Origin of the sequence: Limobrevibacterium gyesilva, from assembly GCF_025989185.1 — a bacterium.
Taxonomy (GTDB): Bacteria; Pseudomonadota; Alphaproteobacteria; order Acetobacterales; family Acetobacteraceae; genus Limobrevibacterium; species Limobrevibacterium gyesilva.
The window spans coordinates 80,815-106,724 of the sequence record NZ_JAPDNT010000008.1 but is presented as its reverse complement, the minus strand read 5'-3'; the positions used below and the strand labels follow the sequence as shown (position 1 = coordinate 106,724).

The following is a 25,910-nucleotide window of genomic DNA, read 5'->3' as shown; positions in this document are numbered from 1 at the left end:
TTTATCGCGTGATTCACGCCTCCGTGTGATTCCACCTGTGGCGATCACGCTCTATCCCGCGTCGGGGCCGGTCGTCTGCGCCAGATCCGCGAGCGTGCGCAGCAGGTAGGCGCGCGACACCGGCTTGCCCAGATGCGTGTCCATGCCGGCGGCGCGGCAGGCGCGTTCGGTGTCCGGGCCGATCGCGGCGGTCAGGCCGATGATGCGCAGGCGCCGCCCGGGCGGCTCGCCGGCGCGGATGGCGCGGGCGGCTTCCAGGCCGTCCATGCCGGGCATCTGCAGGTCCATCAGCACGACGTCGAACGAGCTGGCGCCGGCCGCAGCGACGGCGGAGGCGCCGTCGGCCACCAGTTCCACTGTGGCGCCGGCCCGTTGCAGCAAGGTGCGGGTGATGAGCTGGTTGGTGGGGTTGTCCTCGGCCAGCAGCACGCGCAGGCCGGCCAGGGGGGTGTCGGCGGCCCGGGTCAGCGTGCGGGGTCCCTCAGCCGCCCGCTGTGGGGACCCCTCACCCTCCCTCTCCCCGCGTTGCGGGGAGAGGGGAAGGGTGGTGTTGGGGGTGTCGAGCATGACGGCCATGGCGCGCAGGCGGGAGATCAGGACGGGCTTGCGCAGGTGTGCGTCGAACGGGGCCTGGGCGTACGGTTCCGGCGTTCCGGCGGACTGGCCGGAAGCGCACAGCACCAGCCTTGTTGCGGCCAGCGCGGGGTCGGCGCGGACGGCGCGGGCGAAGTCGGGGCCGTTCATGCCGGACGCGCCGGCCGGCGTCAGCAGGCGGTCGACGAGCACGAGGCAGAACGGAGCGCCGTTGGCCCGGGCGTCGCGAAGCATGCCAAGTGCGGTGGGCGCATCTGCCGCCGCCTCGGCCTGGGCGCCGAGGGCGCCGAGCTGGCGTGTCAGCACCTCCCGGTTGACCGGCAGGTCGTCGAGCACGAGGCAGCGCCGGCCGCTCAGAGGCAGCAGCTCGGGGGGCGGCGGGCCATCGGCCGGCCGGACCAGGATCGAGAAGCGGAACTCGCTGCCGCTGCCAGACCCGGCGCGCGGACGCGGGGCGGCGCTGATCGAGCCGCCCATGGCGGTGACAAGCCGCCGGCAGATGGCGAGGCCGAGGCCGGTGCCGCCGAACTGGCGGGAGATGGAGGCGTCGGCCTGGCTGAAGCGCTCGAACAGCAGCGGCAGGCGGGCGGGGTCGATGCCGATGCCGGTGTCGGTGACTGCGCACTCAAGCAGGAGGCCGCCCTCCGGCTGCGGGCGTCCGTCAAGGGCGATCTCGATCCAGCCCTTCTCCGTGAACTTCATGGCGTTGCCGACCAGGTTGAGCAGCACTTGGCGGAAGCGGCCGGGATCGCCGGTGACGGTCGCGGGCAGGGTGTCGGCGAAGCGGCAGACGATCTCGACCCCCTTGGCCGCGGCGGCGGGGGCGAACAGGTCGGCGACCCTCGCCACCTCCTCCTCGACGATGAACGGGGCGGATTCGAGCTCGATGCCCTGCGCTTCCAGGCGGGAGAAGTCGAGGATGTCGTTGATGACGGTCAGCAGGTGCTCGCCGGAATTGCGGATGGTTTCGGTGTAGCGCCGTTGCTCGGAGTCGAGCCGCGTGTCCAGCAGCAGGCCGGCCATGCCGATCACGCCGTTCATCGGGGTGCGGATCTCGTGGCTCATCGACGCCAGGAAATCCATCTTGGCGCTGCCGGCGGCCTGGGCGGCGCGCTCGCTGGCGTCCAGCGCGTCGGCGCGGCGGCGTTGGTGCAGGGCTTGGCGCAGCAGGCCGGCCATGCCCATCAGCGCCGCGGCCCCGGCGGCAGTGAGGCCGAGCATGACCGGGAGAGCGGCCTGCCGCGCCTCGGTCCGGATGACGGCGGTCGGGCGTGCCACGGTCACCAGCAGCGGGGCGCCGGGGACCGCGGCAACGGCAGCGAGCACGTCGCGGCTGCCGGCGCCGGCCTCGGGCCCCTGCCAGACGCCGGCAGGGTGGTTCTCGCCCGGCGGCCGGGCGAACCAGACGGTGCGCTGGCGCACGCCGATCGGGGCGGCGGGGTCGGTGGCGGCGAGCAGGACGCTGTCCGCGGAATAGAGCGCCACGTCCAGGCCCGGCGAGGCAGCCTCGACCTGCAGACCCGACAGCAGTGCGGCGGGGTCGAGCAGTGCCACGATCGCGCCATGCGGCGCGGTGCGGCGGGCCAGCGGCAGCAGCCGGCGGGAGGGGTTGGCAGCATCCGGCATCGGCGTGCCGGCGATGGTGTCGGACGCACCGGCCAGCAACGGCGCGAACCAGGGGCTGGCGCCGAGGTCGAGCCCGATCAGCACGGGGTCCGAGGCACGCGCCACGATGCCGGAGGCGTCGGTGACGAGCAGCGCGCGCACCAGCGGCCGCCCGGCAATGCGGCGGGCCAGCGCCTGGTCATCGGCCGACGAATCGAAGTCGCTGAGCATGGCCTCGGCTCTGCCGGTGCCTGCCTTCACTTCGGCGGCCAGGGTGGCGGCCATGGCGCGAACGAGGGTTGCGCTGCTGCGGCGCGCGCTGGCCTGTTCACCCAGCAGCAGCACGCCACAGGCAGTCAGGAGGCACAACAGGAAGGCAGCGGCGGCAACGACGAACAGCCGCACCGGGTCGCCCGGCTTGCCGCCCTGTGGCTTCGCGGCGCGGTCGTCCGTCACCGGTGGCGCGATTGCCCAGCCCTGCCCGCCTGTGCCTGATGCCAAAGCCCTGCCCTAACCGTCGAAGGCGTGGCGTGCCGCCTTCGCCAGGGCATCCCGTGGGACTCCCGGTAGCGTCGCGTCTGCCGAAGCCCCTCATTTGCCACAGCGGGGCCGAACTCCACAACATTCGTTCACAATTCAACGGCCCGGTTTGCCGGCCGCCACGGCGTTCAATCCGTTGATGCAACCTTAACCTGCGGTGCCGCCAGATCCCGCGACGGGCGGGCGCGACGGACGGTCCACGAGAGGCGCCTGCCCGAACCAAGGGGATCCGAATCAGATGTCAGACATGTCGAGGTCGATCGCCCTGATGTTCGCGCTGGCGATTGCGGCCGTACTGGCGGCGGCGCTGGCGCCTTCCGCCACCCGCCCGATTTTCAGCAGCGCGCCCGGGATGCATATCCAGGCCGCCTGACCGGCGGACGGACCGGCCGGCGCCGGCCGGGGTGCCGATGGGCCGCATTGACCCGGATCATCCATGGCCGCGGCGCCATCAGCCGCCCGGCTGGCAGGCCGGGCAGTGGTAGCCCGTGCGGCCGCCGCGCCTGTCGACCTGGAGCGCTGTGCCGCAGCGTGGGCAGTGACCGCCGGCGTGACGCTGAGGCAGCAGGAACCCGGGCGGCAGGCGATCGGTGAAGGCCTCGGCCCCCGCGCCGCAATCGATCGCCGTCTGCAGCACAAACCGCATCGCGTCGAACAGGCGGCGCGTCGCGGCGCGATCCACTGTCGCGGCGGGTGTGTCGGGGTGCAAACGGGCCTGGAACAGGATCTCGTCCGCATAGATGTTGCCGATCCCGGCCATGCGCGTCTGGTCCATCAGGACCGCCTTGATCGCCTGCTTGCGGCCGGCAAGGGAAGCCGCGAATTCCGCCGCATCGAATGCGGGATCGAGCGCGTCGGGCCCCAGTTGCGATTCGGCGATGAAGGCTTCGGTGCTGTCCACCAGGCGCACGCGGCCGATGCGCCTTGGATTGACGTAGGCCAGGCGACCGTCATCGGCGAGATCGAGGCTCAGCCGGACGGAGGGCGGGTCGGCCTGGTCCCGCCCGAGGTGTTGCAGCGAGCCGTTGGTGCCGAAATGCATGGCGAGCGCGCCGGCGTCGGCGATATCGATGAACAGGTGCTTGCCGTGACGCCGGCACGAATGCAGGCGCTTGCCGTTCAGCCGCCGCTGCAGCGACGCGGCGGACGCGCCCTCCAGGCTGTCGGGGTCGTGGACGGCCACGTGGGAGATGAGGTGGCCGACTCCGTGCCGTTGCACCAGCCGCCTGAAGATCTCGACATCCGGCAGTTCGGGCATGCGCGCTCTCCGTTGCGGGAAGTTGTCAGGGTTCCAGGTTCGGGCGACGAGCCGGTTGATTACCTTGCCACGCGGCTTTTTCCCGGGCGGTGTCGTGCCCGGCATCCGCCGTCAGCGGCTGAGATAGGCGACGGCGCCGTCCAGCGTGAACAACTTCGGGTAGTCCGCCTCGGGAATGTCGACCCGCGTGCGTTCGTGCAGGGCGGAAATGAAGTTGAGGAAGTCCATCGAATCAAGATCGAGCTCCTCGCGCATATGCGCCGCGCCGGGCAGGACCGCGAGATCCGCTTCCGGGGCGATGCGGGACAGCACGTCGAACACCAGGCGCTTCGCCTCGGCTGCGTTCATAGCGTCTCCGCCTCCTGCAACAGGCGGTCGATCTCTGCCAGCAGCAGCCCGCCCCGATGGCCATCGCTGGCGCGATGATCGCCAGCCAGTGTGATCGCGACGATCGGGCGCGGGCCGAGTGTGCCGTCGATCACCCAGGGGCGGGTGACGATGCGGCCGATGCCGATCATCGCCACCTGCGGGGGGTAGATGATGGGCAACACGGCGTCCGCCCCGCGATCGCCGAGGCTGGTGACGGTGATCGTCGGGTCGCTCAGCTCGGAGCTGCGCAAAGCGAAGCTGCGCGCGCGCAGAACGAGGTCGCGCAGTGCCGCCATCAGGTCATCGAGCGGGCGGCGATCGGCGTTGCGGATCGCCGGCGCCACCAGGCCGCCGCCGCGCAGGGCGATGGCCCAGCCGATATGCACGCCGTCGCCCGGGCGGAAGCGCCCGTCCTCCCAGACGCCGTTCAGCTCCGGCGTCTTCGCCACCGCCAGGGCGGTTGCGCGCAGGAACAGTGCCGCCGGCAGCAGGCGTTCGGGCGGCGGGCGCTCGCGATTCATCCGCTCCAGCCGGGCCAGCGCCGCCGAGGCGTCCACGGTCTGGCTCAGGTAGTAGTGCGGGATTTCGCGCTTGGAGCGGCTCATTGCCGCGGCGATGGCCTGGCGCATGGCCGCGGGATCGAAGCCGGGCCGTTGCGGCGGCATCGCGCCCGGGGCGGGGCTGACCGCTTCCACGTCGGCCACGGTGATCGCGCCGGCCGGCCCGGTTCCCGCCACGCGCTGGATATCGATGCCGCGCGCCGCGGCAAGGCGCCGGGCGGCGGGTGAAATGCGCGGGCGGCCGGGCGTGACCGGAAGCGCGGACACGGGTGGCGCCGGCGGCGGGAGCGGTGGCGGGGCCGCCGGCTCACGCGCGCCCGCCGCGCCTTCCAGCCGCGCGAGCACGGTGCCGACGGGAACGCGCCCGCCCACCGGCACGACAATCTCCGACACCAGGCCTTCGTTGAAGATCTCGATCTCGATGGCGCCCTTCTGCGTCTCCACCACCGCGACGACATCGCCACGCTTCACGGTTGCGCCGGGCTTGACCCGCCATTCGACCAGCGTGCCCGCCTCCATGTCGGCGCCGAGCGAGGGCATGCGGAAGTCGGTCATGCACCCCTCACCAGCCCCCGCGCCGCGGCGACGATGGCGGCGGTTTGCGGCAGGGCGGCCTGTTCGAGATGCGCCGCATAGGGAATCGGCACCTCGCGCGCGCAGACGCGACGGATCGGCGCGTCGAGTTCGAAGAACGCCTCCTCGACGACGCGGGTCGCGATCTCGGCAGACAGGGAGCCGGACTTCCAGCCTTCGTCGACGATCACCAGCCGCCGCGTGCGGGCGACCGAGGCGATCACGGTGGCCATGTCCAGCGGGCGCAGGACGCGCAGGTCGATCACCTCCGCCTCGATGCCGTCCTGCTGCAGGGCCGTTGCTGCTTCGAGAGTCTTGAACAGGCTGCCGCCATAGGTGACCAGCGTGATGTCGCGGCCCGGGCGGCGGATCTTCGCCGAGACGATGTCCACTTCGGTCACGTTCGGATCCAGGACGTCTTCGCGGTTGTACAGCATCACATGCTCGAAGATCAGCACCGGATTGGGATCGTCGAGCGCGGGCTGCAGCATGTGCCGGGCATCCTCGACGGTTGCGGGGGCCAACACTTTCAGGCCGGGGATGTGCGCGTACCAGCCTTCCAGGCTGTGCGAATGTTGCGCGGCAAGCTGGCGGCCGGCGCCGGTGGACATGCTGATCACCAGCGGCACGGCGAACTGGCCGCCCGACATATGCGCGATGGTCGCGGCGTTGTTGACGATCTGGTCCAGTGCCAGAAGGCTGAAATTCACTGTCATGATCTCGATGATCGGGCGCATCCCTGCAATCGCCGCACCGATCCCGGCGCCGACGAAGCCGACCTCGGAGAGCGGCGTGTCGCGAATCCGCTCCTCGCCCAGTTCGCCGGCCAGACCCTTGGTCACCGCGTAGCAGCCGCCGTAGCGCGCGACGTCCTCGCCCATGAGGAACACACGCGGGTCGGCGATGATGGCGGCGCGGATCGCCTGCTTGCATGCCTCGCGGTACGTCATGGCTTGCGGCATCGGCACGCTCGCTGAGGCGCTCATTGCGGCACCTTGTCCATGAGGGTGAAGCGCTCCAGGTCCTCGACCGGCTCCCAGGTGCCGGCCTCGGCGAAAGCGACGGCCGCGTCGATCTCGGCGGCGATGTCGGCCTCGATCCGGGCGATTTCGTCGGCATGCAGCAGGCCGGCCTGCTGCAGCCATGACTGCAATTGTTGAACCGGGTCCTTCTTGCGCCAGGTCTCGATCTCTTCCTTGCTGCGATAGAGTTGCGCATCGAACATCGAATGCGCGCGGAAGCGGTAGGTGCGGCATTCCAGCAGGAAGGGCTTGCCCGTCTCGCGGATCTGCGCGATCGCCCGCCGCGCCGCCACTTCCGCGGCGACGACGTTCATGCCGTCCACCGCCTCGCTCGCCACGCGGTAGCCGGCGGCCTTGCGGGCGATGTCCGTCTCCGCCTCGGCGCGTTCCAGGGCCATGCCCATGGCGTAGAGGTTGTTCTCGCAGACGAACAGGACCGGCAGGTTCCAGAGCGAGGCGAGGTTCATGCTCTCGTGGAACGCGCCTTCGTCGACCGCGCCGTCGCCGAAGAAGCAGGCGGTCACGGCGTTGCGCCCCTGCATCTTGTCGCCCATCGCGATGCCGACGGCCAGCGGCAGGCCGCCGGCCACGATGGCGTTGCCGCCGTAGAATCGCGCCGCGCGGCTGAAGACGTGCATCGAGCCGCCACGGCCACGGCAGCAGCCCTGCTGCTTGCCGTAGAGCTCGGCCATCAGCGCGTCCATGCCGATCCCGCGCGCCAGCGCCTGGCCGTGCTCGCGATAGGTGGCGACGATGGCGTCTTCCGGCCGCAACGCCGCGATGATGCCGACCGAGACAGCCTCCTCGCCATCGTAGAGATGCATGAAGCCGCGGATCTTTTCGCTCTGGTAGAGTTCGAAGCATTTCTCTTCGAACCGGCGGATGCGCAGCATGGACGTGAGCAGGCTGCGGCCATGCGCGTGGTCGAGATGCACTTTCTCGGTCATCGTGCGTCGCTTTCCAGGGTGGAGAGATCGCCTTCCGGCAGGCCGAGCTCGCGAGCCTTGAGCAGGCGGCGCATGATCTTGCCGCTGCGCGTGCGCGGCAGGCCGGGGCAGAAGTCGATCTCTTTCGGCGCCACCACCGCCCCCAGCCGTTTGCGCGCGTGGCCGAGCAAGTCACGGCGCAATGCCTCCGACGGTGCGAACCCTGGATTCAGCGCGACGAACGCCTTGACGATCTCGCCTGCCATCGGATCGGGCTTGCCGATCACGCCCGCCTCGGCGACGGCCGGATGTTCCATCAGCGTGCTCTCGACCTCGAACGGCCCGATCAGGTGGCCGGAGGACTTGATCACGTCGTCGGCACGGCCGACGAACCAGTAGTAGCCCTCGGCGTCGCGCATCGCGAGGTCGCCGGGAAGATACCACTTGCCGGCGAAGCATTTGCGATAGCGCGCCTCCTCGTTGAGGTAGCCGCGCATCATCGACGGCCAGCCGGCCTTGAGTGCGAGTTCGCCTTCGACCATCGGTTGGTCGATCGGCGTGACGCTGCCGTCGGCCGCGCGCCGGACGATGGCCGCGTCGATGCCTGGCAACGGCCGTCCCATCGATCCGGGCTTCACGTCCATCGCCGCGAAATTGGCGATCATGATCCCGCCGGTTTCGGTCTGCCACCAGTTGTCGTGGAACGGGCGGCCGAACGCGTGCTGGCCCCAGACCACCGCCTCCGGATTGAGCGGCTCGCCGACGCTGGCCAGGAAGCGCAGCGCGGAAAGGTCGAAGCCGCGCAAGGCGTCGGTGCCGAGCTTCATCATCATGCGAATGGCGGTCGGCGCCGTGTACCAGACGCTGACGCGTTCCGCCTGCAGGATGCCGTACCAGGTTTCGGCGTCGAACTCGGCCTCGGCCACGACGCTGGTGACGCCGTTGGTCAGCGGCGCGATGATCCCGTAGCTGGTTCCGGTGACCCAGCCGGGATCGGCGGTGCACCAGAAGATGTCGTCGTCGTGCAGATCGAGCGCGTAACGGCCGGTGACGTGGTGGGTCACCACCGCTTCATGCACATGGATCGCGCCCTTCGGCCGGCCGGTCGTGCCGCTGGTGAAATGCAGCAGCGCCGGCGCCTCGGGATCCGTTGGCGGGATGGTGAAATCAGGGCTTTGCGCTTCGACCAGGCGGGACCAGTCGAGCGTGCCGGCGATATCGGTCGAGGCAGTCCCTTCGGGAATCAGGATCACATGCTGCAGCTTCGGCAGGCCGGTGCGGAGCGCTTCGATCTTGCGGCGATACAGCGGTTCGGTGGTGACCAGGAAGCGGCCTGCGCCGATGGCAAGCCGCGTCGCGACAGGTTCCGGACCGAATGCCGAGAACAGCGGCGAGACGACGCATTTCGCTTTCAAGGCCCCAAGTACCGCGATGTAGAGCTCGGGAATCCGCCCTGACAGGACGAACACGCTGTCGCCTTCGCGTGCGCCAAGGCCGCGGAGGGCGTTCGCGAACTGGTTGGTCGCTATCTTCAGGTCGCGATATGTGAGGACCCGGCGGTCGCCGCGACGACCGATCCAGCGCAGCGCATGACGATCCGCACGTGGCCCTTCGGCGTGACGATCAACCGCTTCGTGAGCGATGTTGAGTCCATGACCACCGGGCAGTCCATCCAGCAGCGCGCGCCCCCCTGCCAGGTGAACTCGCTGCGGACACGCTGGTAGTCGGCCAGATTGGGCGGCACGACCAGCGTGCCGACCGGCTTGACGATCCGTGGATAGAGGTCGGCAAGAAGGGCGCGGCCGGCCGCCGGCTGGGACACGATCGGTCTCCTTTGTCTGCCGGTGCTGATGCGTTTTTAACATAGGGTGGGCCGCCGCCGGGTGTATTGATTCAGATCAACGACCAGGAGGCATGAGTCGCCACGTTGACTGCATTGTTGCGGGAGGGCCGAGCCGCACATGACGCACAGCGCGGATAGCGGTCGCCGGACCGGGTTGCGCGGCATGCAGCTGCTGAGCGCAATCCTGCTGACCGCCTTCGCGCGGCCCTCGGCCTGTCAGGAGACCGGCGACGTTGCGGCGGGCCGGCGCCTGGCCGAGGCGTCGTGCAGCACGTGCCACATCATCGGCCCGACGCCGCAGCGTGTCGGCAATGACGTTCCGACATTTGCCGCCATCGCGCGCATGCCGTCGACCACACCGCTGGCGCTGCGGGCGTTTCTGCAGACGCCGCATAGCCGGATGCCCAATCTGATCCTCAAGCCGGGCGAGATCGACGATCTCATCGCCTATATCCTCAGCCTGCGCCACGCGTGAGCCCCCGCGCACGGCCTGATTGACCTGGATCAATGCCGGCGCAGCCGGTCGGTGATATGTAAATCAACAATGATGGCGCAGGCTTGGATCGCCGGCGCAGCGCTGCGACGCGTGGGAGAGGAGGCCATTCCGTGACGCATAAGCAAGTGCTGTTCCGTGCATCGGCTCGCGAAAAGCTCTTGCGCGGGGCCGCGCTGCTCTGCGACGCAGTACGGGTGACATTGGGCCCGAAGTCCAAATCGGTGCTGATCCAGAAGAGTTGGGGCACGCCGATTGTCTGCAATGACGGCGTGACGATCGCCAAGGAGTTCGACCTCAAGGACCCCGAGGAGAATCTTGGCGCGCAGATGTTGCGGCAGGCGGCCGAGAAGACCGGCGACAGCGTGGGCGACGGCACCAGCACGGCGACGATCCTGGCGCATGCGATCTTCGCCGACGGGGTGCGCAATGTGGTCGCCGGCGCCAGCGCGATCGACCTCAAGCGCGGGCTGGATCGTGCGGCAAAGGCCGCGATCGACGCGCTGCGCGCCATGTCGCGCGAGGTGCGGACCCGCAAGGAGAAGGCCCAGGTGGCGACGATCTCGGCGCATAACGATCCTGCCATCGGCGAGCTTGTCGCCGAAGCCATGGAGAAGGTGGGCGGCGAGGGTGTGATCACCGTGGAGGAGTCGAAGACCACGGAGACCGCGCTGGAAGTGGTCGAGGGCATGCAGTTCGACCGTGGCTATATCTCGCCCTATTTCATTACTAATGCCGAGAAGATGATCGCTGAGCTCGAGGATCCCTACATCCTGATCCATGAGAAGAAGCTGTCCGGGCTGCAGCCGGTGCTGCCACTCCTGGAAGCGATCGTGCGATCCGGCCGCCCGCTGCTGATTGTTGCGGAAGACGTCGAGGGCGAGGCACTCGCCACGCTGGTCGTGAACAAGCTGCGCGGCGGGCTGAAGGTGGTCGCGGTCAAGGCGCCTGGTTTCGGCGATCGCCGAAGGGCGATGCTTGAGGACCTCGCCAGCCTTACCGGTGGCCAGATGATCTGCGAAGAGGTTGGCATCAAGCTTGAGAACGCGACCATCGAGGTGCTCGGCACGGCGAAGCGGGTGGTCGTCAGCAATGAGGACACGACGATTGTCAGCGGCGGCGGCAAGAAGGCCGACATCGACGGACGGTGCAACCAGATCCGCAGGCAGATCGAGGAGACGACATCCGACTATGACCGCGAGAAGCTGCAGGAGCGGCTGGCGAAGCTTGCGGGCGGCGTTGCGGTGATCCGCGTCGGCGCGCCGACGGAGGCGGAGATGAAGTCGCGCAAGGAGGCGCTCGACGACGCGATCAGCGCAACCAAGGCCGCGGTGGCCGAGGGCATCGTGCCAGGCGGCGGCCTCGCATTGCTCCGCTGCGTTGATGTGCTCGCCAGGGAAGAAACCAAATGCGATGGCGACGAGCGGACGGGGGTACAGATTCTCCGGCGCGCGCTGGAGGGGCCGGCCCGTCAGATCGCGGAGAACTCGGCGGTTGATGGCGGGGTGGTGGTTGCGCGCATGCTGGCGGGACAGGGAGCCTATGGTTTCGATGCGGCACGCAAGGAGTATGTCGACCTGGTCGAAGCCGGCATCGTCGATCCGACCAAGGTGGTGCGCATCGCCCTGGAGAATGCGGTATCGGTGGCGAGTGTGCTGTTGCTCACCGAAGCGACGATGACGGAGATCCCCGAGCCCAGGAAGGAGCGCGAGATGGAGCCGGAGATTGGCATCTAGGCGCACGGGCCATCGCGCGGAGGCGAGGAGCTTCGAGCCACATGGCTCACGCCCGGCTGGATGGCATCAGTTCCGACGCAGGCTCAGGATGTAGGATGCGATGCTGCTCGCCTGCGCCGGCGTGTAGATGTCGGTGATCATATGCAAATGCGGCTTCTGGATGAACGCCACGAGCCATCCCGGGGTCATGTCCGGACGGTTGGCGACACTCTCGAAGGCAGGCGCGTCGGTCCAGGAGCCGGACCCGCTTGCCACAATCACGTGGCAGCGCGCGCAGAGCGCGGCGGCGAGCCGATAGCCTTCCGAGATGGAAGCGGGCTGGGCCAGGCAGCGGCCGCCAAGCAGCCCGGAGCCGAGGACAATCGCCAACGCTGCCGAGCGGATCGCCGTGGTGGCCATGTCGCCAGCCTACATCTTGTGGCGTTGGGCGTCGTGCGCGACGTGATCAGAACCGTATAAGTCGGGAAAGACCCATCGAACGGGCATCCGGTGCGCGTGTCGCCCCGGCAGCGAAACGGCCATCCAACGGGGCGACCCGCTCAGCCCGCGCTAATCAATGTCGTCGCGGATGCAGGCCACGCGGTGTTCGGTGCCTTGCAGGGCCGGGATCTGTTCGGCGCAGGCCGGCAGGGCGTAGGGGCAGCGGGTGCGGAACACGCAGCCGGAGGGCGGGTCGGCCGGGCTGGGCGGTTCGCCTTGCAGCAGGATCCGGGTGCGCCGGTGCCGGGCGTGCAGGCTGGGTGCGGCGGACAGCAGCGCGCGGGTGTAGGGGTGGCGGGGGGACGCGAAGACCTGGGCCACCGGCCCCTCCTCCATGACCCGGCCCAGATACATCACCGCCACGCGGTCGCAGAGATGGCGGACCACCGGCAGGTCGTGGCTGATGAACAGCATCGCCAGCCCCAGCCGCGTGCGCAGGTCGGCCAGCAGCGCCAGCACCTGCGCCTGCACGGAGACGTCCAGCGCCGACACCGGCTCGTCCGCCACCAGGAAGTCGGGGCCGGTCGCCAAGGCACGGGCGATGCCGACGCGCTGGCGCTGGCCGCCGCTGAACTCGTGCGGATAGCGCTGGGCGTGCTCGGGCGCGAGGCCGACCTGTTCCAGCAACGCGGCGACGCGGGCGGCGCGCGCGGGGGGCGGAACGATGCCGTGGATCACCAGCGCGTCCGCGATCTGCGCGCCGACGGTGCGGCGCGGATCGAGGCTGCCATAGGGGTCCTGGAACACCAGCTGCATGCGCCGGCGCAGGGCGCGCAGCTCGGCCGGCTTCGCCTGGGCGAGGTCGGTGCCGTCGAACAGCGCACGGCCGGAGGTGGCCGGCAGCAGGCCCAGCAGCAGGCGGCCGACCGTGCTCTTGCCGGAGCCGCTTTCGCCGACGAGGCCGACAGCCTCGCCGCGGGCGATGGACAGCGACACTTCGGTGACCGCCTGCACGGGGCGGCCGCGGCCGAACAGGCCGGCGGTGCCGAAATGCCGGGTCAGGCTATCGGCGCGGACGAGGGGCGCGTTCATGCGTCCCACCGGATGCAGCGGGTCTGGCGGCCGGGTGCCACCTGCACCAGCGCCGGGTGCGCGGCCTCGCAGGCCGGGACGCGCTTCGGGCAGCGGGGCGCAAAGGTGCAGCCTGGCGGCAGTGCGTGCGGCGGTGGCACCACGCCGGGGATGCCTTCGGGCGGCGGCCCGTCCTCGACCGGGGCGCTGCGCAGCAAGGCGGCGGTGTAGGGGTGCAGCGGGCGGGCGAAGACCTCGGCCATGGGGCCCTGCTCGACGATCTCGCCGGCGTACATCACCGCCACGCGGTCGGCGATCTCGGCCACTACCGGCAGGCTGTGGGTGATGAACAGCAGCGACAGGCGGGATTGCCGCTTGAACTCGGCCAGCAGGTCCAGCACCTGCGCCTGGATGGTGACGTCCAGCGCCGTGGTGGGCTCGTCGGCGATCAGCAGGCGCGGGCCGTTGGCGATGGCGATGGCGATCATCACGCGCTGGCGCATGCCGCCGGAGAGCTCGTGCGGGAAGGCGCGGACGCGGCGCTCAGGATCGGGGATGCCGACACGGCGCAGCAATTCCACAGGCTCGCCCGGGGCCATGCGGCGATGCGCCTGGATCGCTTCGGCGATCTGGTGGCCGACGCGGTGCACGGGGTTCAGGCTGCTGGAGGGGTCCTGGAAGATCATCGCCATGGTACGGCCGCGCAGCAGGCGCAGTTTCTCCTCCGGCAGGCGCACCAAGTCGGTGCCGTCCAGCCAGGCGGCGCCGGCAGCAACACGCGCGGCGCCGGGCAGCAGGCCGGTGACGGCGAGGCTGGTGAGCGACTTGCCGGACCCGCTCTCGCCCACCAGCGCCAGCGTCTCGCCGGGGAAGAGTTGCAGGGACACGTCGCGCACAGGCTGGATGGGGCCGGCGGGCGTGTCAATCGCCACGGTGAGGCCGCGCAGGTCCAGCACGGCGCGCTCCTGCGGCAACAGGCCGGGTGCCAGCAGGTCCAGCATGCGCCGGCGGCCTGTGCGATAGGCCGGGTGCGGATCGACCGCGTCGCGCAGCCCGTCGCACAGCGCGTTCATGGCCAGGATGGTCAGCGTGAGCGCGAGGCACGGCCATAGCAGCAGCAGCGGCGCCTGCACCATGGTCGCCCGCGCCGCGCCGATCATCAGCCCCCAGGAGGGAGCCGGCGGCACCACGCCCAGGCCGAGGAAGGACAGGCCGGATTCCAGCACCACCGCGGAGGCGGCGGCGAGGCTGAACTGCACCAGCACGGGGCCGCCGATATTCGGCAGGATGGTGCGCAGCATGATGCGCCCCTTCCCTGCCCCCAGCACGCGCATCGCCTCCACGTAGTCCTGCGAGCGGGCGGTGAGCACACCGGCATAGGCGACGCGGGTGAAGCCCGGCAGATAGACCAGCGCGAGGACTGGGATCAGCGTGGTAGCGCCGGGGCCGGCCAGGGTGACCACCAGCAGCGCCAGCAGCAGCGGCGGGAAGCACAGCAGCACGTCGATCGAGCGCAGCGTCAGCATCTCGACGATCCCGCGCAGGAAGCCGCCGAGCACGCCGAGCGCGGTGCCGATGACGCAGGCCAGCGCCGAGGCGGCGAAGGCAACCGACAACGAGACCCGCGCGCCCCAAACGAGGCGGGTCAGCACGTCGCGGCCGAATTCGTCCTGGCCGAGCCAGTGCGCGGCCGACGGGCCGGCCAGCCGGTGCGCGACATCCATGGTGACGGGATTGCCCAGCCCCAGCACCGGGGCGGCAAGGGCCAGCAGCGCGATCACGCCCACGCCGGCGAAAGCGGGCCATGGCAGGCGCTTCATCAGCGGCGCACGCGCGGGTCGAGCACGCCGTAGAGGATGTCCACGGCGAGATTGAGCGCTACGAACAGCACGGAGATGACCAGCACGATTCCCACCACCTCCGGATAGTCGCGCGCGTTCACGGCGCTGACCAGCAGGCCGGACAGGCCGGGCCAGTTGAACACGTATTCCACCAGCACCGTGCCACCCAGCAGCGTGCCCAGATGCAGCGCCAGCACCGTCACCACCGGCATCAGCGCCGTGCGCACGACATGGCGCAGCAGGATGCGCCGTTGCGCGACGCCCTTGGCGCGGGCGGTGCGCACGTAGTCGCGCAGCATCACGTCCAGCACCGCCGCGCGGGTCATGCGGAACACCACGGCGGCGAGGCCGACACCGATGGTCAGGCCCGGCATGGACAGCAGCAGCAGATGCTGCAGCGGGTCGCGGGCGAAGGCGACATAGCCGCCGGCGGGCACCCAGCGCAGCATCTGCGCGAACAGCATCACCATCAGCGTGCCCAGCACGAAGACCGGCACCGCCAGGGCCAGCCCGGCCGTGGCGGAGCTGATGCGGTCGAACGCGCTGCCGCGCCGCATCGCCGCCGCCGTGCCCGCGGGCAGGCCCACGGCGACGCTGAACAGGGCGGCGACCAGCAGCAGCTCCAGCGTGCGCGGCAGGCGACGGACGATCTCGGCGGTCACCGGGCTGTCGTCCTGCATGGACTGGCCGAGATCGCCGTGCAGCAGCCGCAGCATGTAGTCGGCATATTGCGCGAGCAGGGGCCGATCGAGCCCGAGCTGGGTGCGCAGGTCGGCGACCACGCCCGGATCGGGCGCGGCGCCGCCCTGCGAGAGCAGAAGCTCGGCGGGATCGCCCGGAACCAGATGGATCGCCATGAACACGACGGTGGCGACCACCCAGACCAGGACGATGGACACGCCGATCCGCCTCAGCACCCAGGCCAAGGGATCAGCTCATCCCGTAGACGCGACGCACGGTTTCGGCGTCGATCCGGCCTTCCGCCAGATCGCGCTTCACCGCGGCCGGGTCGCGCTTCGACGGCGGACCATAGCCGCCGGCCCCAGGCGTGATGATCTCGACGATCTGGCCGGGCTTCAGCACGCCGTTGCCGTGGTCGAACGGGGTGACGCCGTCGCCGTAGACGAACGTGCCCTTCCCGCCTTCCAGGCCGCCGTTCAGCCCCCATGGCGCCGAGCGCAGCCGCGAGCCATCGACGCGCAGCCGGCACTCGGCTTCGGCACGGTAGACGCGCCGCAGCCCCATGCCGCCACGCTGCGCGCCAGGGCCGCCGGACCCGTCCACCAGCTCGTAGCGCAGCAAGGTCAGCGGGTATTCCAGCTCCAGCGCCTCGGCCGGCAGGTTCGAGGTGTTGGTGAGGTGGACGTGCACGCCGTCCAGCCCGTCCTTGGTGGCGCGTGCGCCGGAGCCGCCGCCGATCGTCTCCAGGTACACCCAGAGACTGCCGTCCTTGGGGCTCGTGCCGATGAAGGTGGCCGAGGCGCAGGAGCCGTTGCAGGCGGCGATGACGCGATCGGGCACCGCCTGGGCCAGCGCGCCGTGGATCAGGTCGACCACGCGCTGGCAGGTGGCGACACGGCCGTTCACCGCGGCGGGGTGGCTGCAGTTGAGCACGGTGCCTTCCGGCGCCGTCACCGTCAGCGGCCGCGCGAGGCCGGCATTCGGCAGGATGGTCGGGTCCACCACCGTTTTCACGGCGTAGTAGACCGTGGAAAGCAGCGCGGTATAGACCATGTTGAGGCCGGCGCGCACCTGCGGCGGGCTGTCGAAATGCAGGTGCATCGTGTCGCCGGCGACGGTGATCTCGCAGGCGAATTCGAGCTCGCCGTCCAGCTCCGGATTGTCGAAGCGGTCGGCGAAGCGATAGGTGCCGTCGGGGATGGCGGCGATGCCGGCGCGCATCTTGCGTTCGGCATAGTCCTGCAGCGCGCGGCCGGCGGCCAGCACGGTGGCGCTGCCGTATTTCGCGCACAGCGCCTGCATGCGCTCCACGCCCATGCGGTTGGCGGCCATCTGCGCGCGCAGGTCGGACAGGCGTTCGCGCGGCACCTGGCAGTTGAGCAGGATCAGCTCCTGCACGTCGGCCTGCAGCTCGCCCGCGCGGTACAGGCGGATCGGCGGGATGCGCAGGCCTTCCTGGTAGATATGGGCGTGGCCGCGATCGGCGAAGTCGGCGTGGTGCGCGGTGTTGACCGCCCAGCCGACGATGCTGCCATCGACGAAGATCGGCTCGGCCAGCACGATGTCGGGCAGATGCGTGCCGCCGCCTTCATAGGCGTCGTTGCCCACGAACACGTCGCCGGGGCGCATCTGCTCCAGCGGATGCCGCTTGAGGATATGCGGCAGGATGCCGATGAAGCTGCCCAGGTGCATGGGGATGTGCTCGGCCTGGCACAGCGTGTTCCCCGCGGTGTCGAACAGCGCCGTGGAGCAGTCGCGGCGTTCCTTGATGTTGGTGGAATAGCTGGCGCGGACCAGCGCCTCGCCCATCTCCTCGGCGATCGAGGCGAAGGCGCTGCCGATCACCTCGACGGTGATGGGGTCGATCGCGGGCGCGGACGCCGGCGCGAGCGCGGTGCTCATGCTGCCTCCAGGATCAGGTTCATGTAGGGTTCGACGCGCGCGACCATGCCCGGCAGGATCACGGTGGTGGCGTCCATCTGCTCGACGATGGCCGGGCCGGCGATGCGGTTGCCGGAGTCCAGCTTGTCGCGCTCGTAGACCGGGCAGGAGACGAAGCCGCCGGCTTCCGGCAGCCAGACGTCGCGCTTGCCGATCAGGGCGGCGGAGGGATCGGGGCCCACGTCCGGCCGCGGCTTGAACGCGGCCTTCTGCACCACGCCGGCCGCCTCCACGCGGAAGGTGACGAGCTGCACCGTCTCGCCTTCGGCGATGAAGCCGTACATGCGCTTGTGTGCGGCGGCGAAGCCCTCGGCCAGTGCGTCGAGCGTGGCTTGGCTGACCTCGCCTTCCGGCAGCGGCACTGCGAGTTCGTAGTTCTGGCCGGCATAGCGCATGTCCACCGTGCGGGTGACGCGGCGGGCGACGGCGGGAATATGCTCCTCCGCGAACCATGCCTCGGCGCGGGCCTGCAGCGTGTCGAAGGCCGCGGAAATCTGGGGAATGGCGGCGGCACCCAACGTGGTCAGGCGGGTATAGGCGAAGTCGGCGCGCAGGTCGGTCAGCAGCAGGCCCACGGCGCAGAGGATGCCGGGGTTGCGCGGCACCAGGATGCGGCTGATGTCCAGCTCCTTGGCCAGGCGCGCGGCATGCAGCGGGCCGGCGCCGCCGAACGCGACCAGCGTGTAGTCGCGCGGATCGTGGCCGCGCTGGACCGAGATGACGCGGATGGCCTTCGCCATGTTCGCTGTCACCACCGACAGGATTCCCTGCGCGGTCGCCAGTGTGTCCATGCCCAGCTCCGCCGCGAGCCGCCCGATCGCGGCATTGGACAGATCCTGGCGCACCTTCATGCGGCCGCCCAGCAGGTAGTGCGGGTTCAGCGTCTGCAGCACAACATTGGCATCGGTGACCGTGGGCTCGGTATTGCCGAGGTCGTAGCAGACCGGGCCGGGTGCGGCGCCGGCGCTGCGCGGGCCCACTTTCAGGAGCCCGCCGGAATCGACATAGGCGATGGAGCCGCCGCCGGCGCCCACGGTGTGGATGTCCAGCATCGGCGCCTTGATGGGATAGCCGTGCACCTGCGCTTCGCTGGCCAGGCGGCATTCGCCGTTGGACAGCAGCGCCACGTCGGAGCTGGTGCCGCCCATGTCGAAGGTGATCATGTCGGGAATGCCGGCAAGCCTGCCGATCGCCTGCGCGCCGACCACGCCGGTGCTGGGGCCCGACAGCACGGTGCGCACCGGCAGGCGCGCGGCCGCGTCGAAGCCGATGACGCCGCCATTGGATTGGGTGAGATGCGGCGTGGCGGTGACGCCGAGGCCGCGCACGCGGTCGCCGAGCTTGCGGATGTAGCCCTGCATCACCGGGCCCAGATAGGCGTTCACGACAGCGGTGGAGAGCCGCTCGAACTCGCGGAACTCGGGGGCGACCTGGTGCGAGGCGCAGGCGAAGGCTTCGGGGAACTCCTCGGCGATGATGCGCATCGCCGCTTCCTCGTGGTCGGTGCGCACGAAGCCGTAAAGGAAGCACACCGCCACCGCTTTCACGCCGTCAGCGCGCAGGCGGCGCACGGCGGCGCGCAACGCCTCCTCGTCCAGCGCGGTTTCGACCGTTCCGTCGTGGCGGACCCGCTCGGGCACTTCCAGGCGCAGGTCGCGGCTGACCAGAGTCTCTGGCTTGTCGGCCTGCATGTCGTACAGCTCGGGCCGCTTCTGCCGGCCGATCTCCAGCAGGTCGCGGAAGCCGTCGGTGGTGATGAGGCCGGTGCGCACGCCGCGATGCTGGATCAGCGCGTTGGTGGCGACGGTGGTGCCATGGCCGAAATAGCCGACATCGGCCGGGGCGGCGCCGACGCGGCCGATCCCTTCCTCGATGCCCTGGGCGATGCCGCGTGACGGGTCGTCGGGGGTGGAGGGCACCTTCCAGACCTCGACGCGCCCGGTTTCCTGCTCGAACAGGCAGACATCGGTGAACGTGCCGCCGGAATCCACGCCAATACGCCAGACCATTCGCTGAACCCTCAATGAGTCTCGTTGGTTTTCGACTGTCCCGTCAATTCGGGCCATGCGTCACCGCGCCCGCCGCAACCGGGCGCGATGCTAGCACGCCATTGTCGTCTGCCCAGGGCGCACCGTGGCCGAACGCGCCCTGCCAGCCGCAGACGCGCGCGGCAAAACGGGCGGCGTGCGCCAGGGCCGCGGGAACGCCGCCGCCTGCCTGCCGGGCGGTCAGGAAGGCGGCGATGAAGCCGTCGCCGGCGCCGAGCGTGTCGATGACCGGGGCGCTCGCGATTCCCTGCCGGTGCAGCACGCCGTCGGCCAGCGCCATCGCGCCATCCGCGCCCCGCGTGGCCACCGCAAGCCGCACGCCGGAGCGGGCGCAGCCATGCAGGACCGCGGCGCACTCCGCGTCGGTGCGGCCAGGGCAGGAAAGGAAGGCGATGTCGATCTGCGGCAGCACGCGGGCGAACACGGCGTCGGACCATTTGTCGGAGAAATCGAACGAGAGGCGTTTTGCGACTGCGCGGATGCGCGCGAGGTCGGGCTCGATCTCGCTGTATATGCTGCTGTGAACGATGTCGAAGCCGGCGACATAGGCAAGGTCGACGTCAGCCAGCGCATAGCGGCCGCGTACGCCCGGCGACGATCCGAGGAAGCGGCGGTCGCCGTCGCGATGCGCGATCAAGGCGCGCGCATTCGCGCCTTCGATCCGCCGGCAATGGCTGAGGTCCACGCCTTCGGTGGACAGCGCATTGAACAGAAGGTCGCCGGCCGCATCGGTGCCGAGGCAGCCGAGATAGCCCGTGTCCGCCCCCAGCCGGTGTGCGAGCACCGCGACATTCACGGCATTGCCGCCGGGATACTGCATCGCCTGGTCGACATAGGTGTCGACGGTGTTGTCGCCCAGCCCGAGCAGGCGGACCGCCACCTTAGTACTCGGTCTTCCACATGTAGCGGCGCTCGCCCAGCGGCTTGCCGAGAAGGTCGGACAGGTTCGCGGAGATCCGCTTCAGCGCGGCCTGCAGCACATAGGGCGCGACGATCGGGCGGATCGCCGGGTCGATGCCGGGCATGGCGTAGTCGCGGGAATCGTAGATCATCAGATGATCCGTGTGCTTGCGGCAGAATCGCACCACGCGTTCCATCAGCGGCCGGCTCGGGTCCTCGCCCAGCAGCAGGACGAGGCGCGTGTCCGCGTCCACCACCTCGAACGGGCCGTGGAAGAACTCGGCGGCCTCCAGCGGGGTGCTGTGCAGCCACAGCATCTCCATGACGATGCACACGCCGAAGACATAGGCGGTGGTGAAGCCGGGGCCGGAAGCGACGTGATAGAGCACGCGCTGGTCCCGCAGCGCCTGCGCCTCGGCCGCGCCGCGGGCTTCGTTCGCCGCCGCCGCATCGGCGATGGCGCCGGGCAGTGCCTGCAGGGAAGTCAGCAGCGTGTCGGCGAGCGCCCAGCCGTCCTTCGCCGCCAGCAGCCCGCCAACCAGGCTCTGCATGGCCATGAACAGGCCGGTGAAGCTTTCCGCCGTCTCGCCGATGATGAAGCGGTGGTCGACGAGGCCGGCGAGCGGCCTGTCCTCCCGCTGGGTGAAGCCGACGGTGCGGCACGGGGTGCCGCGCAGCCATTCGGCGGCGGCCACCGTCTCCGGCGTGGTGCCGGACTTGCTGGCCAGCAGCACCAGCGTGCGCGGGTCCAGCCGGCGTGGGTCCTGCGCCATCAGTTCGGCGGGGAAATAGCGGCGCACTTCCAGCGAGGGGCTGTCGCGCTCGATCCAGTATTGCAGGCCCAGCATCGCGCGGTTGGCGGAGCCGGCGGCGACGAGATAGATGCGGTCGATATGCGGTGCCAGGGTGCGGCCCAGGGTCATCGCCTCCGGCAGCAAGGCGGATGCCTGCGCCAATCCGTCCACGATTGCGGCGCGATCGACCGTCGAAGCCATGCTTTCCCCCGGATCGTGATTGTTGATTGGTATATACCACTCTCTATACCATTACAACTCACAAAAGTAGCGTCTGGACAAGAGCACGAATCCGCCGCCCGCTAGCATGAAACGACAGGAGAGAATCGCATGGCGCCCCGCGTCGATCCCGTGACGAGCAGCGAGACCGTTCCCCACAAGACCTCGGTGGTCGTGATCGGCGGCGGCATTGTCGGCGTCAGCACGGCGCTGTTCCTGGCCGAGAAGGGCATCCCCGTGGTGCTTTGCGAAAAGGGCCGCATCGGCGCCGAGCAGTCCAGCCGCAATTGGGGCTGGACGCGGGTGATGGGCCGCGACCCCAAGGAAATCCCGCTGGGGATGGAAAGCCTGAAGCTGTGGCGCCGGATGAACGACATCACCGGCGCGGAGACGGGTTTTCGCCAGGCCGGCATCGTCTATCTGTGCGAAACCAGGGCCGAGGTGGAGAAATACGAGGAATGGCTGGAGCATGCGCGGCCGTTCCAGCTCGATTCCCGCCTGCTCGCCCCCGGCGAGATCGATCGCGTGCTGCCCGGCTCCGCCGTTCCCTGGGCCGGCGCGCTGCACACGCCCAGCGACGGCCGCGCGGAACCGACCAAGGCCGCGCCTGCCATCGCCGAAGCTGCGCGGCGCCTGGGTGCCACCATCCTGACCGGGTGCGCGGTGCGCGGCGTGGAAACCAAGGCCGGCCATATCAGCGGCGTGGTGACGGAGACAGGGCGCATCGACTGCGACAGCGTGGTGCTGGCGGGGGGCGCGTGGTCGCGGCTGTTCTGCGGCAACATGAACCTGCATCTGCCGCAGTTGAAGGTGCTGGGCTCGGTGCTGCGCACCCAGCCACTGGACGGCGCGCCCGAAACCACGGCGGGCGGCGGCAACTTCGCTTTCCGCAAGCGGCTCGACGGCGGCTATACGGTGGCGCGGCGCAACGCCAGCACCAGCGATATCACGCCCGACAGCTTCCGCCTGTTCTTCGACTTCCTGCCCAACCTGCGCACGAGCTGGCGCGAGTTGCGGCTGCGCATCGGCTCCCGCTTCCTGGAGGAATGGCGCATCCCGCGAAGCTGGTCGCTTGATCAGACAACGCCGTTCGAGCAGGTGCGCGTGCTGGACCCGATGCCGGTGGAAAAGACGCTGGCGGAAGCACGCGAAAACCTGGGCCGCGCCTTTCCCGCGTTCCGGCAGATGCAGATCGCGGAAAGCTGGGGCGGGCTGATCGACGTGACGCCCGATGCGGTGCCGGTGATCTCGCCGGTCGCCACCCTGCCCGGCTTCTTCCTGGCCACCGGCTTCTCGGGGCATGGCTTCGGGATCGGGCCGGGCGCCGGCAAGCTTGCCGCCGATCTTGTGGCCGGTGATACGCCGGCTGTCGATCCGCATCCGTATCGGTATGCACGATTCGTCGACGGGTCGTGGAAGAAGGCAAGCTAGTGTCCTGCCCCCGAAGTTCGCCGCATCTTGCGGCGGACGCAGGGGCCAGCAGGCCACTGAAAACAAGGGGCTCGTGTCCTGAATCTGAAGTTCGCCACCTATGCGAACTTCAGATTCAGGACACGAGCGGATGAATTTACGATGATCTTTGCGGTGCCCTTGCGAGCACCGCGAAGGCGTCATTGCGCTGCGTTCGGGACGCATGCGGCGGTCACGGAAATGCCCCGATCGGTGGGCAATGTACCGCTGCTTTGAGCGCCCGAGCAGGGCGTGACCCGATTTGATGAGGTTGGCATGAGGATTGGGAAATTTCTGCGGCCATATGCCGTCATTTGGCCGGCGTTGACGGCCGCCTTGGTCATGCCGAGCGCGGCTTCGGCGATGCTGCCGCGCGAGATCCAGGCACGGCTTCTGGCGGCGCATAACGTGGCGCGCACCGAGGTTGGCGTGCCGGCGATGCATTGGGACGACCGGCTGGCGACTGACGCAGAGCAGTGGGCGCGGCACCTGGCACGGATCAATGCCCTGGTGCATTGGGGCGCGCAGGGGGAGCCGGATAACCAGGAGGGCGAGAATCTCTGGATGGGCAGCCGCGGGTATTTCCCGGTGGAGCAGATGGTGGGGACGTGGGCAGCCGAGAAAGCGGCGTTCCGGCGTGCACGCAGTTGGGAGGACAATTTCCAAAGTGTCGGGCACTACACGCAGATGGTGTGGCGTTCCTCGACGCGGGTGGGGTGCGCGATTGCCAGCAATGCGCAGAATGATTTCCTGGTTTGCCGGTATTCGCCGCAGGGAAACTTCTTCGGGCAGAAGCCATATTAGCAGCCATTCCCCCTGCGCCGCCTCCGATACGTAGCGGAGCGATTGCCGGTCCTGGTCGGCGGGAACACGCAGGTGTCGAAACCTACGCAGGCTGCTCCAAACCTTCGACAATGATGCAGCGGTAATCCGCGCCCTGAAACCGGTGCGAAGATGCATCCTGGTACGCCGGACCGGCATACCATTCCTTCGCCGCCTCGAACGACGGAAACTCCAGCATCAGAACGTCCTCCGCGGCCGGCCCTTCCGGCACCTCGAACCGGCAATGTCGGGCGCGGAATGTAACGGCGTGACCGGCGAAGGCGGCCGGAACCTTTTCCTTGTAGACTTCGAGCTGCGCGGGATTGCGGGTCTTCTCCCGCGTGAAGATCACGTAAGCGACCATTGTCCAATCCCCTCCAGCGGTCGTCACGAACGATGGCGGTGACGATACCACGGGGCCGCTGTCGTACCAGCGGCCATGAAGAATAACCGCTGGTACGAGTCGTTATTTTGCGTGCCGCCGCCCACCAACCCGGCGCGCGATACCAGCGGCCCTTGACGATGGAAGGGTCATCGTCAAGGGCCGCTGGCATCAGATCCTGTCAGGAGCGAGGTGACGAACCCCTCGCAAATTCGTGCCTTGTCCCGGCTCGTCTCCCTGGCCTGCGCCTACCCGAAATGCGTGTCTTCCAGCGTCAGTCCCGAATAGAAGTTCAGCGCCCCCGGCAGATTGGTGAAGCCTTGCACGTCGCGGGCCATGGCGTAGCCCTGGGCGCGCCAGGCCAGGCCGACCATCGGGCACTGGTCGAGCGCCAGCTGCTCCAGTTCGGCATAGATCACGCGCCGCTTCGCCAGGTCGAACTCGGCGCGGCCCTTGGCATAGAGCGCGTGGATCTCGGGCGTGCGGATGCCTACGCTGCGGGCGTTGTTGGGGGGCAGTTCGCCGTCCAGCAAGGTCGCGGTGCCGTCGAAATCGTTGTTGTCGGCGGTGGTGCCCTGCACGCAGATCTCGTACTGGCCGCGATTGCCCAGGTTCACCCGCGTGGCCCAGTCCGGCAGGTTCAGCGTCACCTGGATGCCGATGGCGGCGAGGTTCTGCTGCACCACTTCGGCGGTGGATTTGTGCATGCCGTACTGGGCGGTGGACAGCAGCGTCGTGGAGAAGCCGCCGGCCACGCCGGCCTCAGCCATCAACGCCTTCGCGCGGGCCGGGTCATAGGTCCAGTGATGCGCCGTGGCCGGATTGTAGAACGGGCTGGAGCTGGCGATGGGCAGGCCTTCCAACGGCGTGCCGCGGCCGAAGAAGGCGGCGTTGACGATCTCGTCGCGCTTGATGGCGTAGGCGACGGCCTGGCGCAGCCGCTTGTCCTTGAACGGACCCTGGGCGCCGTTGAAGCTCAGCGCCATGAACGGGCCGTCGACGGTTTGCAGTTTCAGCTTCGGGTCGGCCTCGATGGCCTGCATGGATTGCCAGGGGACGTATTCGATGATGTCCACGTCGCCGGCCTGCAACGCGGCGACGCGCAGATTCTCGTCGGCGTAAGCCACGATGCGGATGGCTTTCAGCTTCGGCAGGCCGGGCTTGAAGTATTTGTCGAAGGCTACGAGGTCGAGCGACACGCCACGCTCCTGCGCCTTCAGCACGAACGGGCCGGCGCCGACCGGCGGGGCGCCGCCCTCGGTCGATCCCTTGGCGATGATCGGCATATGCGGGCTGGCGAGCCATTCCGGCAGCATGACGTTGGGCTGCTTCATGACGATGCGCACGGTCTTCGCATCCGGCGTCTCGATGCGTTCAACGCCCTGGAACTCGGTGCGCAGGAAGGCGGTGGACTTCTCCGCGGCCACCTGCTCCAGGGTCCATTTCACGTCGTCGGCCGTCACCTTGGCGCCGTTGTGGAACGTGGCGTCACGCAGCTTGAACAGCCAGCCGGCCTCGCCGTCGCGCGCCCAGCTTTCCGCGAGCTCCCCGCGCAGGGTGCCCTTTGCGTCATAGGAGGTCAGGCCGCGGAAGATCAGGAATTTCACCGTCACCGCCGCGGTGCCGGTGTTGTTCCACGGCAGCAGGCTGGGCGGATAGCTGGACAGGCCGAAGGTGAGCGTGCCCGGGGTTCGGGCAGCGCGCGCGGTGCGGGTCAGAAGCGGCAAAGTCAGGCCGGCGCCCAGCAGCACCCGACGCGTCATGGTCATGCTCGTCTCCCTCGATTTTTGTTGGCGCTGGTATATACCATTCCGCGACCCCGC

21 protein-coding genes are annotated in these 25,910 nt (G+C 69.3%); 4 read left to right on the top strand and 17 right to left on the bottom strand.

The genetic code is table 11. The annotated features are described in order from the left end of the window. Nucleotides 1-51 precede the first annotated feature (51 nt). From OL599_RS26050 to acsA, 7 genes are all read right to left on the bottom strand, one after another. The gene (locus tag OL599_RS26050) at nucleotides 52-2,655 is read right to left on the bottom strand and encodes a hybrid sensor histidine kinase/response regulator (RefSeq protein ID WP_264714114.1); all 2,604 of its coding nucleotides are present in this window, start codon (nucleotides 2,653-2,655) and stop codon (nucleotides 52-54) included. 535 nt (nucleotides 2,656-3,190) lie between these two features. Beyond that, nucleotides 3,191-3,997 (bottom strand): Fpg/Nei family DNA glycosylase, encoded by an 807-nt coding sequence (locus tag OL599_RS12540; protein WP_264714113.1) that lies wholly within the window; start codon nucleotides 3,995-3,997, stop codon nucleotides 3,191-3,193. Between the two features lie 111 nt (nucleotides 3,998-4,108). Continuing rightward, nucleotides 4,109-4,345 carry an acyl carrier protein gene (locus OL599_RS12535; protein ID WP_264714112.1) on the bottom strand — a complete coding sequence of 79 codons (237 nt, stop codon included), beginning with the start codon at nucleotides 4,343-4,345 and terminating at the stop codon, nucleotides 4,109-4,111. Next, nucleotides 4,342-5,481: a dihydrolipoamide acetyltransferase family protein gene (locus tag OL599_RS12530; RefSeq protein WP_264714111.1), complete on the bottom strand. Its 1,140-nt coding sequence runs from the start codon at nucleotides 5,479-5,481 to the stop codon at nucleotides 4,342-4,344. The genes OL599_RS12535 and OL599_RS12530 overlap by 4 nt, the downstream gene beginning before the upstream one ends. After that, nucleotides 5,478-6,449: an alpha-ketoacid dehydrogenase subunit beta gene (locus OL599_RS12525; RefSeq protein WP_264714110.1), complete on the bottom strand. Its 972-nt coding sequence runs from the start codon at nucleotides 6,447-6,449 to the stop codon at nucleotides 5,478-5,480. The genes OL599_RS12530 and OL599_RS12525 overlap by 4 nt, the downstream gene beginning before the upstream one ends. Before the next feature lie 32 nt (nucleotides 6,450-6,481). Beyond that, on the bottom strand, nucleotides 6,482-7,468 hold the full coding sequence (gene pdhA, locus OL599_RS12520) for a pyruvate dehydrogenase (acetyl-transferring) E1 component subunit alpha (RefSeq protein WP_264714109.1): 987 nt from the start codon (nucleotides 7,466-7,468) through the stop codon (nucleotides 6,482-6,484). Further along, on the bottom strand, nucleotides 7,465-9,312 hold the full coding sequence (gene acsA / locus OL599_RS12515) for an acetate--CoA ligase (protein WP_264714108.1): 1,848 nt from the start codon (nucleotides 9,310-9,312) through the stop codon (nucleotides 7,465-7,467). The genes pdhA and acsA overlap by 4 nt, the downstream gene beginning before the upstream one ends. 141 nt (nucleotides 9,313-9,453) lie before the next feature. Between acsA and OL599_RS12510 the strand changes: the two genes are divergently transcribed. Both OL599_RS12510 and groL read left to right on the top strand, forming a co-directional pair. Further along, on the top strand, nucleotides 9,454-9,765 hold the full coding sequence (locus OL599_RS12510) for a c-type cytochrome (RefSeq protein ID WP_347403205.1): 312 nt from the start codon (nucleotides 9,454-9,456) through the stop codon (nucleotides 9,763-9,765). Nucleotides 9,766-9,896: 131 nt separating this feature from the next. After that, a complete protein-coding gene (gene groL / locus OL599_RS12505) occupies nucleotides 9,897-11,519 on the top strand; it encodes a chaperonin GroEL (RefSeq protein ID WP_264714183.1) in 1,623 nt (540 codons plus the stop codon). A 66-nt stretch (nucleotides 11,520-11,585) separates the two neighbouring features. Here the strand turns inward: groL and OL599_RS12500 are convergent, their stop codons facing one another. The 8 genes from OL599_RS12500 to OL599_RS12465 all read right to left on the bottom strand — a co-directional run bounded on the left by OL599_RS12500 (nucleotide 11,586) and on the right by OL599_RS12465 (nucleotide 21,416). After that, on the bottom strand, nucleotides 11,586-11,918 hold the full coding sequence (locus OL599_RS12500; RefSeq protein ID WP_264714106.1) for a c-type cytochrome: 333 nt from the start codon (nucleotides 11,916-11,918) through the stop codon (nucleotides 11,586-11,588). A gap of 150 nt (nucleotides 11,919-12,068) precedes the next feature. Beyond that, nucleotides 12,069-13,031 (bottom strand): ABC transporter ATP-binding protein, encoded by a 963-nt coding sequence (locus OL599_RS12495; RefSeq protein ID WP_264714105.1) that lies wholly within the window; start codon nucleotides 13,029-13,031, stop codon nucleotides 12,069-12,071. Continuing rightward, nucleotides 13,028-14,830 carry a dipeptide/oligopeptide/nickel ABC transporter permease/ATP-binding protein gene (locus OL599_RS12490; RefSeq protein ID WP_264714104.1) on the bottom strand — a complete coding sequence of 601 codons (1,803 nt, stop codon included), beginning with the start codon at nucleotides 14,828-14,830 and terminating at the stop codon, nucleotides 13,028-13,030. The genes OL599_RS12495 and OL599_RS12490 overlap by 4 nt, the downstream gene beginning before the upstream one ends. Then, nucleotides 14,830-15,768 (bottom strand): ABC transporter permease, encoded by a 939-nt coding sequence (locus OL599_RS12485; protein ID WP_264714181.1) that lies wholly within the window; start codon nucleotides 15,766-15,768, stop codon nucleotides 14,830-14,832. The genes OL599_RS12490 and OL599_RS12485 overlap by 1 nt, the downstream gene beginning before the upstream one ends. A 13-nt stretch (nucleotides 15,769-15,781) precedes the next feature. Then, nucleotides 15,782-17,434: a hydantoinase B/oxoprolinase family protein gene (locus OL599_RS12480; RefSeq protein WP_264714103.1), complete on the bottom strand. Its 1,653-nt coding sequence runs from the start codon at nucleotides 17,432-17,434 to the stop codon at nucleotides 15,782-15,784. Then, on the bottom strand, nucleotides 17,431-19,482 hold the full coding sequence (locus OL599_RS12475; RefSeq protein ID WP_264714102.1) for a hydantoinase/oxoprolinase family protein: 2,052 nt from the start codon (nucleotides 19,480-19,482) through the stop codon (nucleotides 17,431-17,433). The genes OL599_RS12480 and OL599_RS12475 overlap by 4 nt, the downstream gene beginning before the upstream one ends. A gap of 43 nt (nucleotides 19,483-19,525) precedes the next feature. Next, nucleotides 19,526-20,401 (bottom strand): PfkB family carbohydrate kinase, encoded by an 876-nt coding sequence (locus OL599_RS12470; protein ID WP_264714101.1) that lies wholly within the window; start codon nucleotides 20,399-20,401, stop codon nucleotides 19,526-19,528. Nucleotide 20,402: 1 nt separating this feature from the next. Beyond that, nucleotides 20,403-21,416 (bottom strand): SIS domain-containing protein, encoded by a 1,014-nt coding sequence (locus OL599_RS12465; protein ID WP_264714100.1) that lies wholly within the window; start codon nucleotides 21,414-21,416, stop codon nucleotides 20,403-20,405. Between the two features lie 129 nt (nucleotides 21,417-21,545). Here OL599_RS12465 and OL599_RS12460 point away from each other — a divergent pair, with 129 nt between their 5' ends. Beyond that, a complete protein-coding gene (locus OL599_RS12460) occupies nucleotides 21,546-22,865 on the top strand; it encodes an NAD(P)/FAD-dependent oxidoreductase (RefSeq protein ID WP_264714099.1) in 1,320 nt (439 codons plus the stop codon). A gap of 381 nt (nucleotides 22,866-23,246) precedes the next feature. Continuing rightward, nucleotides 23,247-23,687, top strand: coding sequence for a CAP domain-containing protein (locus OL599_RS12455; RefSeq protein WP_264714098.1), 441 nt, complete (start codon nucleotides 23,247-23,249; stop codon nucleotides 23,685-23,687). Nucleotides 23,688-23,769: 82 nt separating this feature from the next. On the opposite strand, the gene OL599_RS12450 is transcribed toward OL599_RS12455, so the two are convergent. Continuing rightward, complete coding sequence (locus tag OL599_RS12450) at nucleotides 23,770-24,096, bottom strand: DUF1330 domain-containing protein (RefSeq protein ID WP_264714097.1); 327 nt, start codon at nucleotides 24,094-24,096, stop codon at nucleotides 23,770-23,772. A 239-nt stretch (nucleotides 24,097-24,335) separates the two neighbouring features. Beyond that, nucleotides 24,336-25,856 carry an ABC transporter substrate-binding protein gene (locus OL599_RS12445; RefSeq protein ID WP_264714096.1) on the bottom strand — a complete coding sequence of 507 codons (1,521 nt, stop codon included), beginning with the start codon at nucleotides 25,854-25,856 and terminating at the stop codon, nucleotides 24,336-24,338. Nucleotides 25,857-25,910 lie beyond the last annotated feature (54 nt).

Excerpts from the sequence above, each read along its gene's own strand:
- OL599_RS12540 (WP_264714113.1), bottom strand. The coding sequence starts at position 3,997 with ATGCCCGAACTGCCGGATGTCGAGATCTTCAGGCGGCTGGTGCAACGG.
- OL599_RS12535 (WP_264714112.1), bottom strand. The coding sequence starts at position 4,345 with ATGAACGCAGCCGAGGCGAAGCGCCTGGTGTTCGACGTGCTGTCCCGC.
- OL599_RS12530 (WP_264714111.1), bottom strand. The coding sequence starts at position 5,481 with ATGACCGACTTCCGCATGCCCTCGCTCGGCGCCGACATGGAGGCGGGC.
- OL599_RS12525 (WP_264714110.1), bottom strand. The coding sequence starts at position 6,449 with ATGACGTACCGCGAGGCATGCAAGCAGGCGATCCGCGCCGCCATCATC.
- pdhA (WP_264714109.1), bottom strand. The coding sequence starts at position 7,468 with ATGACCGAGAAAGTGCATCTCGACCACGCGCATGGCCGCAGCCTGCTC.
- acsA (WP_264714108.1), bottom strand. The coding sequence starts at position 9,312 with ATGTTAAAAACGCATCAGCACCGGCAGACAAAGGAGACCGATCGTGTC.
- OL599_RS12510 (WP_347403205.1), top strand. The coding sequence starts at position 9,454 with ATGCAGCTGCTGAGCGCAATCCTGCTGACCGCCTTCGCGCGGCCCTCG.
- OL599_RS12500 (WP_264714106.1), bottom strand. The coding sequence starts at position 11,918 with ATGGCCACCACGGCGATCCGCTCGGCAGCGTTGGCGATTGTCCTCGGC.
- OL599_RS12495 (WP_264714105.1), bottom strand. The coding sequence starts at position 13,031 with ATGAACGCGCCCCTCGTCCGCGCCGATAGCCTGACCCGGCATTTCGGC.
- OL599_RS12490 (WP_264714104.1), bottom strand. The coding sequence starts at position 14,830 with ATGAAGCGCCTGCCATGGCCCGCTTTCGCCGGCGTGGGCGTGATCGCG.
- OL599_RS12480 (WP_264714103.1), bottom strand. The coding sequence starts at position 17,434 with ATGAGCACCGCGCTCGCGCCGGCGTCCGCGCCCGCGATCGACCCCATC.
- OL599_RS12475 (WP_264714102.1), bottom strand. The coding sequence starts at position 19,482 with ATGGTCTGGCGTATTGGCGTGGATTCCGGCGGCACGTTCACCGATGTC.
- OL599_RS12465 (WP_264714100.1), bottom strand. The coding sequence starts at position 21,416 with ATGGCTTCGACGGTCGATCGCGCCGCAATCGTGGACGGATTGGCGCAG.
- OL599_RS12460 (WP_264714099.1), top strand. The coding sequence starts at position 21,546 with ATGGCGCCCCGCGTCGATCCCGTGACGAGCAGCGAGACCGTTCCCCAC.
- OL599_RS12455 (WP_264714098.1), top strand. The coding sequence starts at position 23,247 with ATGCTGCCGCGCGAGATCCAGGCACGGCTTCTGGCGGCGCATAACGTG.
- OL599_RS12445 (WP_264714096.1), bottom strand. The coding sequence starts at position 25,856 with ATGACCATGACGCGTCGGGTGCTGCTGGGCGCCGGCCTGACTTTGCCG.